The sequence below is a fragment of the Streptomyces sp. B8-7 genome, assembly GCF_058833805.1.
This window is the reverse complement of sequence record NZ_JBYRRL010000005.1, coordinates 516,655-532,949: the sequence shown is the minus strand read 5'-3', so window position 1 is coordinate 532,949 and position 16,295 is coordinate 516,655. Positions and strand designations below refer to the sequence as shown.

Genomic DNA, 16,295 nt, shown 5'->3' with positions numbered 1-16,295 from the left:
CCGGCGACCACCACGGCCACCGGGCACTCAGATCTGCCTCACGCCACCCTGACCTCCACCTATTTACGCGTCAGAGCCTCGGCGTTGCCTCCCGTGACCGTCACCGGCCAGGCGGTCGGCGTCGAGCCGTCGGACTTGCGGCGCACGTCTGCGGCCGGGATGTCCTTCCAGGTGTCCGTCTCACCGCGGCGGTACTGGTAGCGCACCCCGGTGTCGCCCGTCTTGCCCTGGCCGGTCAGCTCGGTTCGGCGGGCTGGACGGTCCCCGTCGCCGGGGGTGAGCAGCGCCGCGCCGGAACCGGCGTAGAAGGTATAGGTCGTGTCCGCCGAGACGTTCCCGGCCGCGTCCTTGGTGCGCGCGCTCAGAACGTGCCGGCCCGCGCGGAAGTCCGGCTCGCGGGTGACGGGGGTTCCGGTGGTGGCGGCCGACTGCCAGATGCCGGAGTCCAGCTTCCACTGGACCTCCTTCACATCGCTGGTCGGCGGAGTGAAGGTGAACGTGCCGGTGAAGTCGCCGTTGCCGTCCGGCGTTCCGGACCACTGGCCGGCCGGGTAGTCGGTGGAGGAAACCGTCGTCGTCGACGGTGCGGTGGTGTCGACGGTGAGCGTGCGGAAGGCGGACCATGCACTGTTCGCCGATCCGTCCGAGGACCGCGCGCGCCATTTGTAGCTGCCCGCCGGCAGGGTGGAGGGCTTCCAGGACGCCTGGGCACCGGAGGCCACACTCGCGCTGGAGCCGGAACGCAGCGCGGCGGATCCGGTGGACGCCCAGACCTCGAAGTCGAGCTTCACCTGGGATCCGTCGCCGTCCAGGGCCTTCGCCGCGAGGGTCGGCGTGGTGACGTTCGTGGCGGCCGCAGCCACCGGGGCCACCAGGGTCGGAACGTCCGGGACCGCGTTGTAGGTCACCGACAGGTAGGGCGTGTTCGACGCGGCGTTGCCCGAGTTGAACCGCTTCCACCCGTACGGGTCGGTCTCGTCGGAAGCGCGCAGGCCCAGATGGTTGGTGGGGTTGCCGTTGCCGGCCCACGTCTTGACCAGCGAGGTCGCGTCGATGTTGACCCAGCCGTCGTTGCAGGAGCTGGAGTAGCCCTTGGTCTGCGTACTCGTGGCGTACTTCGTGCCCCAGCCGGGCTGGCTGGTCCAGCGGGTGCTCGTCGAGGCGGCCCCCGTGCTGTACAGGTCCCAGCCCTTGGCCGTGCACGACCAGGAGTGGTACTCGAACAGGTTCAGCTTCGCCGCGGTGATCTGCTTCCCGGTGATGTTCTTCATCGGGAACGACAGGAAGGAGCGGGCCACCTGACCGGAGCCGTTGTTGCCGATCTTCAGCTCGGTGGCGGCGGACTGGTCGGTGGTGTAACCCTGCTGGACGAACGTGTCGAAACTCGCGCCGACGTTGATGGTCGGGTCGATGGTGACGGGGAACCGGGTCTCCTCGTCCGCCATGAACTCGGCGTCCGGAGTCAGCGTGATCGCGACCGTGTCACCGCTCTGGGCGATCTTCACCCCGACCCTCGCGAGGTGCGTGTGCTCACCGGAGCTCTGGTCCGTTCGGGCGTCCCACATCACCGGAGAGGGCAGGACCCCCGCGGTCCTGCCCTTGGCGTCGGTGAAGGTGATCGACCCGTCGGCGTGCGCCTTCGCCGTCAGACCCTCGACCTTCATGCTGTAGGTGACCTGGCCGCCGGCGTCGACGGCGGAACGATCCTTCAGCTCCAGGAACTGCTCGTAGCCGGTACGCGTCGACTCTACGAGCAGGTCGGTCGCAGGCAACGCGTCCTTGTACCGGGCGACCGTTCCCTCGGCCCCCTCGATGGTGGGTGACGGCAGCCCGCCGGACCAGCCGAGCTGCATCTGCCGACCCGCTCGGTCCTCGACCGTCACCAGCGGCACCACCCCTCCCGCGCCCTTCGCGTCGGCGGCCCTCAGCCGCTTCGGAGCGGCGTGCCTGCCCGCGATCCTCAGCCCGTGCGGGTGCCTCTTCGCCATGAGCGATCCGTCGGCGGCACGCGTCAACGACACATCGACGTCCTGCCAGTTGCCGTGCTCGTCCCGGAACCGGATCGGGCCCGCATAGGCCTCTTCCGTGACCGTGCCGTCGGGGTTGACGTACACGGTCGAGGTCTCCGTCCGGGCATCGGTGACCTCGATGCGGCGGTTCTGGATCTGCGCCTTGAGGCGGGCCGCCGCCTCGGTGGCGGCGGTGTCGGGCCCGAGTTGCCTGGGTTCGCCGGACGTCTTCGGGCCCTTGGCGTCGCGTGCCAGTGCGACGGCCTCACCCGTGGACGCCACGACGACCGCGGCCTCCACCGACATCAGCAGTGTCAGCGCCAAGGCCAGCGGCCTCAGCCGCCCCGTGGACGGGAGCTGCCGGAACGGCTGTTCAGGGTCGGCGGCTCTGAGCCGCCTGTCTCTGTGTACGAGAAATGACATGTGAAGTCCTCACTGACGCGGTCACACCCCGCGCCAGCCGGAGATCTTTACATGAGCATGCGGCTGGAACATGGCCTCTCCGCGGCGCCCAACCCTTCAACTCACGCTCCACATAAGCCTGTTCGCCCCGTAAGCCCCAGTTACCATGGTTCAGACATTGCCGTTTTTGTCATAACAAGAGAAGGACACATGGGCCGAATTGCTCATCAAATTTGCTTTCTGCGGCTTGGAGAAAGCTTTGCGTGGGCGGTCAGCCACTCCTGCTCCGTTTCGGCCACGAGGAACGTCTTTGCGCCACGCTCGCTCATGGGCGGTCGCCTTCGGGTTCCCCGTCTCTCGCCCCCGGGACGGGCCCGGCGGTCACAGGGCTCGCAGGCCGTGCTCCCGGAACTGCTCGCGGACCCGCTCCACCAGGTCCGGGTCCGGCGTGGGCGTGTCGCGCAGCGGGAAGGGGACTCCCAGCGCGTCGTACTTGTGGGCGCCGAGCTTGTGGAAGGGCAGGACGTCCACCCTGTCGACGTTGCCCAGCCCGGAGAGGAACGCGCCGAGCCCGTCGACGGCGGCCGGGTCGTCGGTCCAGCCGGGCACGAGGACGTACCGGATCCACACGGGGACACCGAGCCGGTCCAGGCGGGTGGCGAAGTTGAGGGTGGGGGCGAGTTCGCCGCCGGTCAGCCGCCGGTAGGTGCGCACGTCGAAGGACTTGACGTCCAGCAGGACCAGGTCGGTGTCGGCGAGCAGTTGGTCGCTCGCGCGGGCGCCGAGGAAGCCGGAGGTGTCCAGGGCCGTGTGCAGGCCGAGTTCCTTGCAGCGGCAGAGGACGGCGGCGGTGAAGGCGGGCTGCAGCAGGGCCTCGCCGCCGGTGAGGGTCACTCCCCCGCCGGCGGTGGTGAGGAACGGCCGGCACTTCTCGATCTCGGCCATCACCTCGTCGGCGGTGGCCGGCCGGCCGTCCCGCATGTGCCAGGTGTCCGGGTTGGCGCAGTACAGGCAGCGCAGCGGGCAGCCGGAGAGGAACAGCACGAACCGGGTCCCGGGACCGTCCACCCCGGTGGACAGGTCCCAGGAGTGGACCCGGCCCGTCACCGGCTCCGCCGTGGTGCTCACAGCGATCCGTGGAAGGTGCGGCTGATCACGTCGAGCTGCTGCTCGCGTGTCAGGCGGACGAAGTTCACCGCGTACCCGGAGACCCGGATCGTCAGCTCCGGGTACTTCTCCGGGTGCTCCATGGCGTCCTGGAGCGTCGCCCGGTCCAGGACGTTGACGTTCATGTGGAACCCGCCGGAGGTCATGTAGGCGTCGAGGATGCCGGCCAGGTGCCCGGCGCGCTCGGCCGGGTCGTGGCCGAGGCCCTCGGGTGTGATCGTCGTGGTCAGCGAGATGCCGTCGCGGGCCTGGTCGTACGGCAGCTTGGCCACGGAGAGGGCCGAGGCGGCCACCCCGTGCCGGTCGCGGCCGTTCATGGGGTTCGCGCCCGGCGCGAAGGGCGTTCCGGCACGCCTGCCGTCGGGCGTGTTGCCGGTGTGCTTGCCGTAGACGACGTTGGAGGTGATGGTCAGCACGGACTGGGTGTGCTCGGCGTCCCGGTACGTGGGGTGCCTGCGCACCTTCGCCATGAACGACTCCACCAGGCCGGCCGCGAGGGCGTCGGCGCGGTCGTCGTTGTTGCCGTACGCCGGGTACTCGCCCTCGATCTCGTAGTCGACGGCCAGGCCGGTCGCGTCCCGGACGACCCTGACGCGGGCGTGCCTGACGGCCGAGAGGCTGTCCGCCGCCACCGACAGGCCGGCGATGCCGCAGGCCATGAAGCGGTGCACGGGGTGGTCGTGCAGGGCCATCTCGATGCGCTCGTAGGCGTACTTGTCGTGCATGCAGTGGATGACGTTGAGCGCGTCGACGTACGTGGCGGCCAGCCAGTCCAGCATGCGGTCGTACGCCGCCGACAGCTCCTCGTACTCCAGGTACTCGCCGGTCAGCGCGGGCGCCTCGGGGGCGATCTGCTCGCCGGTGATCTCGTCCCGCCCGCCGTTGACCGCGTACAGCAGCGCCTTGGCCAGGTTGACGCGGGCGCCGAAGAACTGCATCTGCCGGCCGACCGCCATCGCGGAGACGCAGCAGGCGATCGCGGTGTCGTCGCCGGTGCGCGGGCGCATCAGGTCGTCGGACTCGTACTGGATGGCGCTGGTGTCGATGGAGACCTGGGCGCAGAACCGCTTGAAGCCCTCGGGCAGCCCGGGCGACCACAGGACGGTGAGGTTGGGCTCGGGGGCGGGCCCGAGGTTGTAGAGGGTCTGCAGGAAGCGGAAGGAGGTGCGGGTGACCAGGGGGCGGCCGTCCTCGCCGATGCCGCCGATGGACTCCGTCACCCAGGTCGGGTCGCCGGAGAACAGGGCGTCGTACTCCGGGGTGCGCAGGAAGCGCACGATCCGCAGCTTGATCACGAAGTCGTCGATCAGCTCCTGGGCGCGGGTCTCGTCGATGATCCCCTCGTCCAGGTCCCGCTGGAGGTAGACGTCCAGGAAGGTGGAGGTGCGGCCGAGCGACATCGCGGCGCCGTTCTGCTCCTTGACCGCCGCCAGGAAGCCGAGGTAGAGCCACTGCACGGCCTCGTGGGCGGTGGTCGCCGGGCCGGTCACGTCGCAGCCGTACGCGGCGGCCATCCGCGCGAGTTCGCCCAGTGCCCGGATCTGCTCGCTGAGTTCCTCCCGGTCGCGGATGACGTCCTGGGTGGAGGGCCGCGCGTCCAGCAGGGCCCGTTCGGCGCGCTTGGCCTCGATCAGCCGGTCCGTGCCGTACAGCGCGACGCGCCGGTAGTCGCCGATGATCCGGCCGCGGCCGTAGGCGTCCGGGAGCCCGGTGATGATCCCGGCCCTGCGGGCGGCGCGCATCTCGGGGGTGTAGGCGTCGAAGACGCCGTCGTTGTGGGTCTTGCGGTAGGTGCCGAAGACCCGCGTGACGAAGGGGTCGGGCTCGTAGCCGTACGCCTTCAGGCCGTTCTCGACCATCCGCAGGCCGCCGTTGGGCATGATCGCCCGCTTGAGGGGCTGGTCGGTCTGCAGGCCGACGATCAGTTCGCGGTCGCGGTCGATGTAGCCCGGCCGGTGCGAGGTGATGGTGGACGGCAGGCCGGTGTCGACGTCGAGGACGCCCCGGCGGCGCTCCTCGGGGAACAGCCCGGCGACCTTGCCCCAGACGGCGAGCGTGCGCCCGGTCGGGCCGGCCAGGAACGCGGGACCGCCCTCGTAGGGTGTGTAGTTGGCCTGGATGAAGTCGCGTACGTCGACCCGGTCCCGCCAGTGCGTACCGGCGAAGCCCCGCCATGGCCCGGTCGCCGCCGTCTCGGTCGCCGCCCGGGGTGGTGCCGTCTCGGTCGCCGCCCGGGGTGCTGCCGTCTCGGTTGCCGTCATCGCCGGTCTCTCCCTCACTCTGCCGTGGAAGTCCTTCGCTTCGATGCTCGTCGCTCGTGACGCCGCCGGTGAGGGCCTCTCGGCGCACCCCGGGCGCGCCACCCGTCCCTCCCGTGCCGGGCCGTAGGTCCCTGGCGGGCGGGGCCCGCCGCCGTCCCCGGTCACCGGGGCGAGCCCCTGAGGCGCCGTCAGCCGCCGGTGCCGCCGTGCGCCCGGCGCGGTACGACGGCCACCGGGCAGGCGGAGTGGTGCAGTGCCGCGTGGGCGGTCCGCCCGAGCTGGAGCCCGAGGCGTCCCTCGCGGCGCCGGGCGCCGACCACCAGCAGGTCGGCCCGGTGCGAGGCGTCGATCAGGACCTGTCGGGCGTGGCCCTCGGCGGTCCGCCGGCGCACGTCGACGCCGGCCGGAAGGTCCTGCAGCGCCGCCTCCAGTTCCCCGGCCGCCCGCCGCTCGTGCAGCAGGGCGGGCTCGCCGGACGGCGGCAGGTCGCCGGTGTCCTCGTGCGCGGGGCGGCGCCACGCCCGTACGGCGTCCAGGCCGACCCCGCGCCGCCGTGCCTCCTCGGCGGCGAACCCCACCGCCGCGGACTCCTTCGCGTCCTCGCCGACGCCCACGACGACCCGTCCGTGGACCGGCGGCGTCGCCTGGTTGTCGTGGCTGCCGCGCAGCACGATCACCGGGCAGTCGGCGTGGGCGGCGACGGTCAGGCCGACGGAGCCGAGCAGCATCTCGGCGATGCCGCTGCGTCCGCGGCTGCCCACGACCAGCGCGGAGGCCGTGCGGGCCTCGCGGACCAGGGCGTACTCGGGCTCGTCGAACACCACGTCGGCGGTGACCCGCAGTTCGGGGTGCCGGGCGCGGGCCCGCTCGGCGGCGGCGCCCGCCACGTCCTGCGGCAGGGGGAGTCCGGTCGTCCTGCCGAGGTCCCGGGCGAGCGCGGCACCCTCGTACCGCTCCCACAGGCAGGCGTACACCACCCGCAGCGGCACGCCTCGCAGCGCGGCCTCGTCGGCGGCCCAGTCGGCGGCGCGCAGGCTGGGCTCGGAACCGTCGACACCCACGACCAGGGCCCTGCCGAGAGCCGGCTCGTCGCTTGCGTTCATGATCTCCGCTCCTTCCGAGAGCGCTGTCAGTCGTGTGCGACGACGGCCACGGGGGCGGCGGCGTGGTGCAGTACCGCGTCGGTGACGGGGCCGATGTGGATGCCGAACGGGCTGCGGCGGACCCGGCGTCCGACGACCACCAGGGACGCGTCCCGGGAGGCCGTGACGAGGAGGTCCGCAGCGCTGCCGGGCCGGGACTCCTCGACGACCCCGACGTCCGGGTACTTCTGCCGCCAGGGCTGGAGCACCGCGGTGAGGGCGGCGGCCTCCTGGCGGCCGAGTTCGGCGTCGAGTCCGGGGTCGGCGGGCAGGCCGTAGGCGGGGTAGGGCGGCAGGGTCCAGCCGTGCACGACCCGCAGGGCGGTGCCGCGGCGGGCGGCCGCCTCGAAGGCGAAGGCGATCACCGTGTCGTCGGGGTGGACGGTGTCGAGGCCGAGCACGACGGGCCGGTACGGGGTGGCGGCGGAGGGACCGCCGGCCGGGTCCCGCCGGTGCTCGTCCACGGCCTGCTCCCCGGCCCGCACCAGGACGACGGGGGTGTCGGTGTGCGCGATCACGGCCGCGCCCACGGACCCGACGAGGAACCCTCTGAGCCCGCTCAGCCCGCGCGAGCCGAGGACCAGCAGTTCGGTGTCCTTCGACGCCTGAGGCAGCGCGTCCATCGGCCTGCCGGGTATCGCCTCGATCTCCACCCGCACGCCGGGGTGGCTGAGGCTCCGGGCCGTCTCGCGCGGAATCCGTTCGCTCCAGTCCCGCAGCTTCTCTTCGTCCAGCAGCGGGGCCTGCGCCTGCGTCAGGATCTCCGGAACGGGCTCCCACACGTGCACCAGCCGCAGCGGCAGACCGCGCAGCTTCGCCTCCCGGGCCGCCCAATCGGCGGCTGCGCGGCTCGCTGCTGAGCCGTCGAGGCCCACGGTGACGTTGCGGGACATGCTGTCCACCTCCTGTGTCGGGGTTGCGATGCCAGGGTGGTGGCGGGGGAGGCCGCGGGTGCAGGTACCGCAGGTCCCCGGTCCGGGGCCGACAGGCCCCATCGGTCACCGGAGCCCGGCTCGTGGGCCCTTCGGCCCGCACAGGTGACCAACGGCCCACAGACGGCCGCCACCGGCGCGGGAAACGCTGACGGCCGCGCGGTTCCCGGCCGGCGGGCGAGCACGAGGAGTGGTCTGATGGCGAAGGCGTATCTGGTGGGCGGCGGCGTCGCGGCGCTCGCCGCGGCCGCGTTCCTGATCCGCGACGGCGGGTTCGACGGAGCGGACATCCACCTCTTCGAGGAGCAGCACAAGGCCGGCGGCAGCCTGGACGCGGGCGGTTCGCCCGACGTCGGCTACACCCTGCGCGGCGGGCGGATGTTCGAGGCCGAGTACCGCTGCACGTACGACCTGCTGTCCGGCATACCGACCCTCGACGATCCCTCGGTCTCGGTGACCGAGGAGATCCTGGCCGGGCACGAGGACCTCGCCTGGGACGACGCCGCACGCCTCGTCGACGGCGACGGAAGGATCGTCGACACGCACTCGATGGGCCTGACCGAGCGCGACCGCCTGCAGCTGGTCCGCTGCCTGGCGACCCCCGAGGGACTCCTGGACGGCAAGCGCCTCACGGACTGCTTCGGCGAGCACTTCTTCACCACGAACTTCTGGCACCTGTGGTGCACCACGTTCGCCTTCCAGCCGTGGCACAGCGCCATCGAGTTCCGCCGCTATCTCAGGCGCTTCGTCCACCTGCTGCCCGAGTTCGCGACCCTGTCGGGCGTCCACCGCACCCGCTACAACCCGTACGACTCCCTCGTGCTGCCGCTGACCGCCTGGCTGCGGGACCGCGGTGTCACCCTCCACACCGGCTGCCGCGTCACCGGCCTCGGGCTCGCGCCGGGCCACCGCAGCACGCGGGTCGAGCGCATCCACCTGTCCTACGGCGGCCCGGAGGAGCGGATCGAGGTGGCTCCCGAGGACCTGGTCCTGGTCACCAACGGCTCGATGACCGACGCCTGCAGCCTCGGCTCGCACACCTCCGCCCCGCCGCCGCGCCCTCACCGCTCGGACGCCTGGCTGCTCTGGCACCGGCTCGCCCGCGGGCGCGACGACTTCGGCACCCCGGCCGTCTTCGACAAGAACGTCAAGGAGTCCGGCTGGGTGTCGTTCACCGTCACCGCGAAGGATCCCGCCTTCCTCGACGCCCTGGCGGAGTTCAGCGGCCGCGAGACCGGCCGAGGCGGCCTGATGACCTTCACCGGCTCCCCCTGGCTGCTCACCATCACCGCCCCGCGCCAGCCCGTCTACCGTGACCAGCCCGAGGGCGTCTTCGTGTGGTGGGGCTACGGTCTGCACCCGGACCGTGCCGGCGACGGCACGGCCCGGCCCATGGCGACGTGCTCCGGCCGGGAGATCCTCGAAGAGGTCCTGCACCACCTGCCGTTCGACGACGCCGTGGCGGCCCGGGTCCGGGAGACCTCCACCGTCGTGCCCTGCCTGATGCCGTACATCACCAGCCCGTTCCTCGCCCGGCGCCGCGACGACCGCCCCCGGGTCGTGCCCGAGGGATCGGTCAACCTCGCCTTCATCGGCCAGTTCGCCGAGGTGCCGGACGACGTCGTGTTCACCGTCGAGTACTCGGTGCGCACCGCCTGGGCGGCGGTGGCCGGCCTTCTGAAGCTCGACAAGCACCCGCCCGCCGTCCACAAGGGCCTCCACGACCCCCATGTCCTGGCCGCCGCGCTGGAGACCGTGCACCGCCGGCCGCCCGGAGTGTGACCGGCCGGCGCGGTCCCGGGCCCCGGCGCGGCCGGGGCCCGGGGGCCCCGCGCAACGGTGGTGCCGTCGCGCGGGAAGGCAGGCCTGCGGCCGGCCGCAGGCCGTCCGTTCCGGTCAGCCCCGGCTGCTGTGCAGCACCTCGGCGTGCCGCATGTCGTGAACCTCGCCGATGAGGCCGAAGAACCCGGCCGCGTCCGGGTCTCCGGGCATCTCCTCCGCCGCGCGGGCGGCCGCCTCCGGCGAGGCCCGGAGGACAGGGCGGGGGAACAGGGCCCGTCGCACGTCCGGCGGCACCCCGGCGGGCACCCCGGCCGGCACCCGGCCCCCAGCCGCACGGCCCGCAGCCCGCGAGCCCGCAGCCCGCGAGCCCGCAGCCCTGCCGCGGCACCGCGCCGCCGGAAGTGACCGCCCCGCACCGCCCGCACCTCAGGGGAAGAGGCGCAGGGCCGCCCGGGCGGCCCGTTCGAACGGCTCCGCGCTGCCGCTCGCCCGGCACAGCACCTGAGCCCCTTCGAGCAGGGCCACCAGCAGCGTGGACTTCTCCTCGGCGTCGGCCTCGGCGAGCCCAGCCCGCCGCAGGGCCCCGCCGAGCGCCTCCCCCCACGAGGCGAAGACGGCGGCAGCCGCCCGGCACAGTTCGCCGTCCTCCTCACCGGCGGGGACGGTGACGGCGGCCACGGCACACCCGGACCCCCGGGCCGCGGCCTGGACGACCGGCCGCGCGAACTCCACGAAGGCCCCGGCGACGTCCCGGGGCGCGGCCGCGGAGAGCCCGGCGAGCCGGTCCCGCACCTCGTGACCGTGCCGCGTGGCGGCCTCCACGGCCAGCTGGCTCTTGCCGCCGGGGAAGTGGTGGTAGATGGCGCCCCTGGCCGCCCCGCTGCGTTCGAGCACGTCCGTGAAGGACATGCCCTGCAGACCCCGTTGCCGCAACGCCTCGACGGCGGCGTCCACCATCCGGTTCCGGGTCTCCCTGGCCATCGCGCCCCAGCCCTCCGCTCGCACCCACTTGACTAGGACGCCCATCCTATTCCAGGATTCCCTCACTAGGACGTACGTACTAGCTAGTCGAAGGCGCCATCGATGCCGATGACGCACTGATCGAGGAGGTACACCCATGCCCATCACGGTGATCGCATCCGCCGGCGCGCTCACGGAGACCGGCGAGCGGGAGATCGTGCCGCAGCTCACCGAAGCCCTCATCGACGTGAGCGGACTGACCGGCAACACCTTCTTCACGCCGATGGTCGCCGGCGTTCTGAACCTGCTCGACCCGCAGCACGTGTACGCGGGCGGAAGCCACCGGGCCCTGGTCCTGATCGAGCTGAAACTGCCCGACATCGGCCTGCCGTCGATCGAGGCCCGCACCGCCTTCATCGAGCGGGCCACGGACATCGCCCGCGCCCTGATGACTCCGGGGCACGACGCCGACGCCGTACGCGTCAACATCGTCAACGCCCCGGCGGGAGGCTGGGGCATGGGTGGTCGCGCCTACACCGGTGAGCGCCTGGCCGCCGCCATCGCCGAGGCGTCCTCCGGCACCCCGGCCACCGCCTGACCGCGCCTGACCGCCCGTCGGCCCGCCCGTCGGCCCGCCCGACGTGCGGGCCGGCGCGGGCGACCCGGCCGGCGGCGGCTCCCCCGCGCCCGCCGTGGACAGCACGTACGCTGCGGGTACGGGCTGTCTGCCGGCGGGAGCGTCATGGCCACCGTTGATCCGCGTGCGCAGGGCCGCGAGGCGTACGAGCGGCTGGCGTGGCGGGACGCCTACGAGCTCCTGTCGGCCGCCGACCGGCAGGAGCCGCTGGCGGCCGACGATCTCGACCGGATGGCGCGGGCGGCGTATCTGACCGGCGCCGTCGAGGAGGCGACCGGGTGCTGGGAGCGGGCCCATCACGCCTTCCTCGCCCGCGGGGACGCGGCGGCGGCCGCGCGGTGCGCGTTCTGGATCGGCCTCACCCTCGTCCTGCGCGGCGAGCACGCGCGCGGAGGCGGCTGGTTCGCACGGGCGGAACACCTCCTCGCGGACGTCCTGCCGGACTGCGCGGAGCAGGGGTATCTGCGCCTGCCCGGGGCGCTGCGGGCGCTGGACGGCGGCGAGGCCGAGGACGCGCGCCGCTCGTTCGAGGAGATCACCGGGATCGCCGACCGGTTCGACGACGCCGATCTGAGGGCGTTCGGCAGGCTCGGGCAGGGCCAGGCCCTGATCGCACAGGGCCGGGCGGCCGAGGGCGTGGCGGTGCTGGACGAGACGATGGTGGCGGTGACCACGGGAGAGGTGTCACCGGTCACCGCCGGAATCGTCTACTGCGCGGTGATCCTCGCCTGTCGCGGCATCTTCGACCTCGGCCGGGTACGGGAGTGGACGGCGGCGCTGAGCCGTTGGTGCGCCGTGCAGCAGGGCCTCAAGCCGTACCGGGGCCAGTGTCTGGTGCACCGTTCGGAGATCATGCAGCTGCGCGGCGAGTGGTCCGATGCCATGGACGAGGCGCGGCAGGCGTGCGAGCACCTGTCCGGCCCGCCCGGCGACCCGGTGCTGGGCATGGCGCTCTACCAGCGCGCCGAGCTGTTCCGGCTGCGCGGTGAGTTCGCGCGGGCCGAGAGCTGCTACCGCGAGGCCGTCGCCCGGGGACACCCGGCGCAGCCGGGCCTGGCGCTGCTCCGGCTGGCACAGGGCCGCCTCGACGATGCGGTCGCCGCCGTCCACCGGGCCCTCGTGGAGGCGAAGGGGGCGGAGGAGCGGCCCGGGGTGCTGGTCGGCTGTGTGGAGATCGGGCTTGCCGCCGGAGACGTCGAGGACGCGTCGACGGCGGTGGACGAACTCGGCAGGATCGCCGCCGGTTTCGACTCGCCGTACCTGCGGGCGCTGGTCGCGTACGCGCACGGGTCGGTGCTCCTGGCCGCCGGTGAGCCGGATTCCGCGTGCGTCGCCCTGCGCCGGGCGTGGGTCGCCTGGAACGAGGTCGGCGCTCCCTACGAGACGGCGCGGGTGCGGCTGCAGATGGCCCGGGCGTACCGGCTGATGGGCGACCACGACTCGGCCGAGATGGAGCTGGAGGCGGCCCGACGGGTCTTCGAGCTCCTGGGCGCGGTGCCGGCACTGGAGCAGACGCTGCAGCTCATGGACCGGGCGGGCCGGGGCGCGTCCCCGAGTCCGGGAGGGCTGACCGCCCGGGAGACCGAGGTGCTCCGTCTGGTGGCGACCGGCGCGTCGAACCGGGAGATCGCGGACAGCCTCGTCATCAGCGACCGGACGGTCGCGCGGCACGTGTCCAACATGTTCGCCAAGCTGGGCGTCTCCTCGCGGGCCGCCGCCACCGCGTACGCCTACGAGCACGGCCTCGTGTAGGGCCGGAGTCCGCACCCGCGGTCTACAGGGAAATACCCACACGGCGTGCACCGGGCAGTTGGGGCGTGCGACCGATGCGGACGCGGCGGCCGGACCCGGATCCTGGCCCGGTAGGCACCTCGTGGGTGCCGCCGATCCCGTCCGGCGGCCTCGCGCGCACGCCCACCGCCCTGATCCACGGCCGGCACGGCCTCCGGGTGCGGCTGCCGACGGCGCGGGAGGCGGGCGCGCGGTGCGGCCGGCCGGTGCACGTGACCGAGGAGTGCCGGGACGCCCCGCCGTGGAGCGGCCGGAGGCGTTCCTGAGCGCCCCACGCACCACGCACCACGCACCGCGCACCTGGCACCGCGCCCCACGCATCGCGCACCGCGCACCGCGCACCGCGCACCTGGCACCGCGCACGTGGCACTACGCCCCACGCACCGCGCCGGGGCACCGGGAGGAAGAACCGGGCGGCCGGGCGGCCGGACAGGCCGGGCGGCCCGGAACAGACAGGAGGAACCGTCATGAGCACCAGGATGTTCGAGGTCGCCGGGGTCCGGGACGAGCCCGTCGGCCTGCCCTCCGCTCGGATCGAGCAGCTCGGCACCCGGCTCCGGGGGTCCCTGCTCACCGCCGGCGACGAGGGCTGGGACGCGGCCGTCACGGTGTGGAACGCCATGGTCACCGCGAAGCCGGCCCTGGTCGTCCGGCCGGTCTCGGCCCAGGACGTGTCCACGGTCGTCCGGTTCGCCGCGGAGCACGGCCTCCTGCTGGGCGTCAAGGGCGGGGGCCACAACATCGCGGGCACGGCGCTCGCCGACGGCGGGCTGACCCTGGACATGTCCCGTATGCGCGAGGTCACCGTGGACCCGTCCGCCCACCTGGCACACGTCGGTCCGGGATGCCTGCTCCAGGACGTCGACCGGGCGACCCAGCAGTACGGTCTGGCGACGGTGCTCGGCTTCGTGTCCGAGACCGGCGTCGCCGGCCTGACGCTCGGCGGCGGATTCGGCTACCTGACGCGCCGGTTCGGCTGGGCGGCCGACAACCTGGAGGAGGTGGAGATCGTCACGGCGGACGGCCGGATCAGGACCGCGAGCCGGGCGGAGAACCCCGACCTGTTCTGGGCGCTCCGGGGCGGTGGCGGCAACTTCGGCGTCGTCACCCGCTTCACCTTCCGCCTGCACGAGGTCGGCCCCGCCGTCACCGGTGGACTCGTCGCCTGGGGTGCCGACCGTGCGGACGAGGTGCTCGCGACGTACCGGGAGCTCACCGCGTCCGCTCCCCGGGAACTGACGGCCGTGGCGGTGATCCGGCTCGCGCCGCCGGCTCCGTTCGTCCCGGACGAGTGGCATCTCCAGCCCGTCGTCGGGCTGCTCGTGTGCCACACCGGCACCGCCGCCGGGGCCGAGGCCGACCTCGCTCCGCTGCGGGCCCTCGGAGAGCCGGAGTTCGGCCACATCGGGCCGCAGCCGTACGTGGCCCAGCAGTCGATGCTCGACGCGCTGGAGCCCAAGGGGCTCAACCAGTACTGGAAGGCGGAGTTCCTCCCCGGCCTGCCGGGCGCCTACCTTCCCGCGTTCCGGGACGCCGCCCTCGACGTCGCCTCCCCGCTGTCGTTCTCCGTCGTCTTCCACCTGGGCGGTGCGCTGAACGAGTGGGACGACGGCGGTGCGGTCGGAAACCGGGACGCCCGGTTCATCAGCGGCTTCTCCGGAGTGTGGCCGCCGCAGACCGACGGGGACCGCATCGTGAGCGCGGTCCGCAGGGGCTGGCAGCGCATCCGGCCGTTCTCGACCGGCGGGAACTACGTCAACTTCCAGCTGGCCGAGGACGACGACGCCAGAACCGCCGCCGCGTACCGGGACGCCTACGAACGCCTCCGGGAGATCAAGACGCGGTACGACCCCGACAACCTCCTCCGCGTGAACCGCAACATCCGGCCGGGCCGGTGAGGCGGGCGGCCCGTCCGGGGTCCGCACGGCCCGCGCACCGCGCCGGGATCACCGGACGGGGTCGGGGCGGGGGGCCGGGTGGTTGGTGACACCGGTCCAGCGTTCGTACGGGGCCTGCTTGTCGGCGCGGAGCAGGACGGCCAGCGGCGGGGAGCCCCAGACGACGGCCGCGCTGAGCACCACCGCGTAGGGCAGGAGCGGTCCTGCCGGGCCGGGGAGCCGGAGGGTGTCGGTGTGGTGGGCGACGGCCAGCCAGAGGAGGGCGAGAGGCGCCTGCCGGATCCAGGCGCGTGCGGTGGTCCGCAGGAGCCCCGGCCTGCTGCCGTCGGGGCGTGCGAGGCGCAGGAGCACGGCGCGTTTGCCCGGCGTGGTGGCGAAGGCCACGGGCAGCAGCCAGAACCACAGGAGGCCGAGGGCGGCGCCTGCCGGGAGGGCGTGGCGGCGGCCGGTCGGCCAGTCGGTGACGAGGGCCAGGAGGCCGGTGGCCAGGGTCCAGACGACGAGCCAGCCGGCGAGGTCGGTGAGGAACGCCAGTGCGCGGCGGGTGAGGGTGACGCGGTGGCCGTAGCGACTGCGTTCGCCGTCGGGGTCGTTGGCCGGCAGCACACGGGAGAGGGGGCCGGCGAGGAACCAGCCGGCGACGGCGCCCGCGGTGTTGAGGGCCAGGTCGTCGATGTTGAACTGCCGGTAGGGGCAGGCGTAGACGAACCAGAGCCCGGTGTACTGGGTGGTCTCGAAGAACAGCGAGGTGGCGAGTGCCAGGGCCGCTGTGGGGAGCATCCGCTGCCGGAAGTGGTAGCGCAGGTAGACACCCAGGGGCAGCAGGAGGACGGCGTTGAGGAGGGTCGTCCAGGTGGACGGCAGCGCGAGCAGGGCCGCCGCGGACCGGTCGCCGCCGGCCGCGGAGGCGATGCGGGCCCGGAAGGCGAACGGCTGGAGCTGCGGGCTCTCGGCGTAGTGGACGGTGGCGCAGTGGGCGTCGGTGTCCGCCGGCAGCGGCATCACGGTCTGCAGGAGCGCGGCGAGCAGGTAGAAGGCGAAGCTGTAGAACACCAGGACGGGCCAGCCGCCGGCGCGGCCGCGGCTGCGGTAGCCGTGGATCGCGGCGGGAACCATGATCAGGGCGGTGACGAGGGGGAACAGCGTGAGGGCGGCTTCGACGGGGAGCAGGTAGGTCCGGAACACGGCGGGGCTCTCTGCGGCGGGGGGCCGCGATCACGGGAGTCGGGAGGACCGGGAGAGGCCGGGCCGGCCGGCGCCGCACGGCGCGAGCGGCTTCTCCCCCTGCGCAGGTTAGACGAACGGGCGCGCCCC

Annotated in this window: 11 protein-coding genes; 4 read left to right on the top strand and 7 right to left on the bottom strand. The window is 73.3% G+C overall.

The window, feature by feature from the left end; all coding sequences use genetic code 11:
* Positions 1 to 59: 59 nt before the first annotated feature.
* From AC5K6T_RS26530 to AC5K6T_RS26510, 5 genes are all read right to left on the bottom strand, one after another.
* Complete coding sequence (locus AC5K6T_RS26530; RefSeq protein WP_493212897.1) at positions 60 to 2,333, bottom strand: DNRLRE domain-containing protein; 2,274 nt, start codon at positions 2,331 to 2,333, stop codon at positions 60 to 62.
* A 459-nt stretch (positions 2,334 to 2,792) separates the two neighbouring features.
* Entirely contained in the window at positions 2,793 to 3,539 is a 747-nt protein-coding gene (pflA, locus tag AC5K6T_RS26525; RefSeq protein WP_493212895.1) for a pyruvate formate-lyase-activating protein, read from the bottom strand.
* Positions 3,536 to 5,839 carry a formate C-acetyltransferase gene (gene pflB, locus AC5K6T_RS26520; protein ID WP_493212894.1) on the bottom strand — a complete coding sequence of 768 codons (2,304 nt, stop codon included), beginning with the start codon at positions 5,837 to 5,839 and terminating at the stop codon, positions 3,536 to 3,538. The genes pflA and pflB overlap by 4 nt, the downstream gene beginning before the upstream one ends.
* A 188-nt stretch (positions 5,840 to 6,027) precedes the next feature.
* Positions 6,028 to 6,942, bottom strand: coding sequence for a universal stress protein (locus tag AC5K6T_RS26515; RefSeq protein ID WP_493212893.1), 915 nt, complete (start codon positions 6,940 to 6,942; stop codon positions 6,028 to 6,030).
* Positions 6,943 to 6,968: 26 nt separating this feature from the next.
* Positions 6,969 to 7,874, bottom strand: a complete 906-nt coding sequence (locus AC5K6T_RS26510; RefSeq protein ID WP_493212892.1) for a universal stress protein — start codon at positions 7,872 to 7,874, stop codon at positions 6,969 to 6,971.
* Positions 7,875 to 8,111: 237 nt separating this feature from the next.
* Between AC5K6T_RS26510 and AC5K6T_RS26505 the strand changes: the two genes are divergently transcribed.
* Entirely contained in the window at positions 8,112 to 9,695 is a 1,584-nt protein-coding gene (locus AC5K6T_RS26505; protein ID WP_493212890.1) for an oleate hydratase, read from the top strand.
* Between the two features lie 426 nt (positions 9,696 to 10,121).
* On the opposite strand, the gene AC5K6T_RS26500 is transcribed toward AC5K6T_RS26505, so the two are convergent.
* The gene (locus tag AC5K6T_RS26500) at positions 10,122 to 10,721 is read right to left on the bottom strand and encodes a TetR/AcrR family transcriptional regulator (RefSeq protein WP_493212888.1); all 600 of its coding nucleotides are present in this window, start codon (positions 10,719 to 10,721) and stop codon (positions 10,122 to 10,124) included.
* 91 nt (positions 10,722 to 10,812) lie between these two features.
* Here AC5K6T_RS26500 and AC5K6T_RS26495 point away from each other — a divergent pair, with 91 nt between their 5' ends.
* The 3 genes from AC5K6T_RS26495 (at position 10,813) to AC5K6T_RS26485 (ending at position 14,981) form a co-directional block, all read left to right on the top strand.
* Positions 10,813 to 11,253: a hypothetical protein gene (locus AC5K6T_RS26495; protein WP_493212886.1), complete on the top strand. Its 441-nt coding sequence runs from the start codon at positions 10,813 to 10,815 to the stop codon at positions 11,251 to 11,253.
* A 144-nt stretch (positions 11,254 to 11,397) separates the two neighbouring features.
* Positions 11,398 to 13,044, top strand: coding sequence for a LuxR C-terminal-related transcriptional regulator (locus tag AC5K6T_RS26490; RefSeq protein ID WP_493212885.1), 1,647 nt, complete (start codon positions 11,398 to 11,400; stop codon positions 13,042 to 13,044).
* Positions 13,045 to 13,550: 506 nt separating this feature from the next.
* Complete coding sequence (locus tag AC5K6T_RS26485) at positions 13,551 to 14,981, top strand: FAD-binding oxidoreductase (protein ID WP_493212883.1); 1,431 nt, start codon at positions 13,551 to 13,553, stop codon at positions 14,979 to 14,981.
* 48 nt (positions 14,982 to 15,029) lie between these two features.
* Here AC5K6T_RS26485 and AC5K6T_RS26480 read toward each other — a convergent pair whose 3' ends face one another.
* Entirely contained in the window at positions 15,030 to 16,166 is a 1,137-nt protein-coding gene (locus AC5K6T_RS26480; protein WP_493212882.1) for a VanZ family protein, read from the bottom strand.
* Positions 16,167 to 16,295 lie beyond the last annotated feature (129 nt).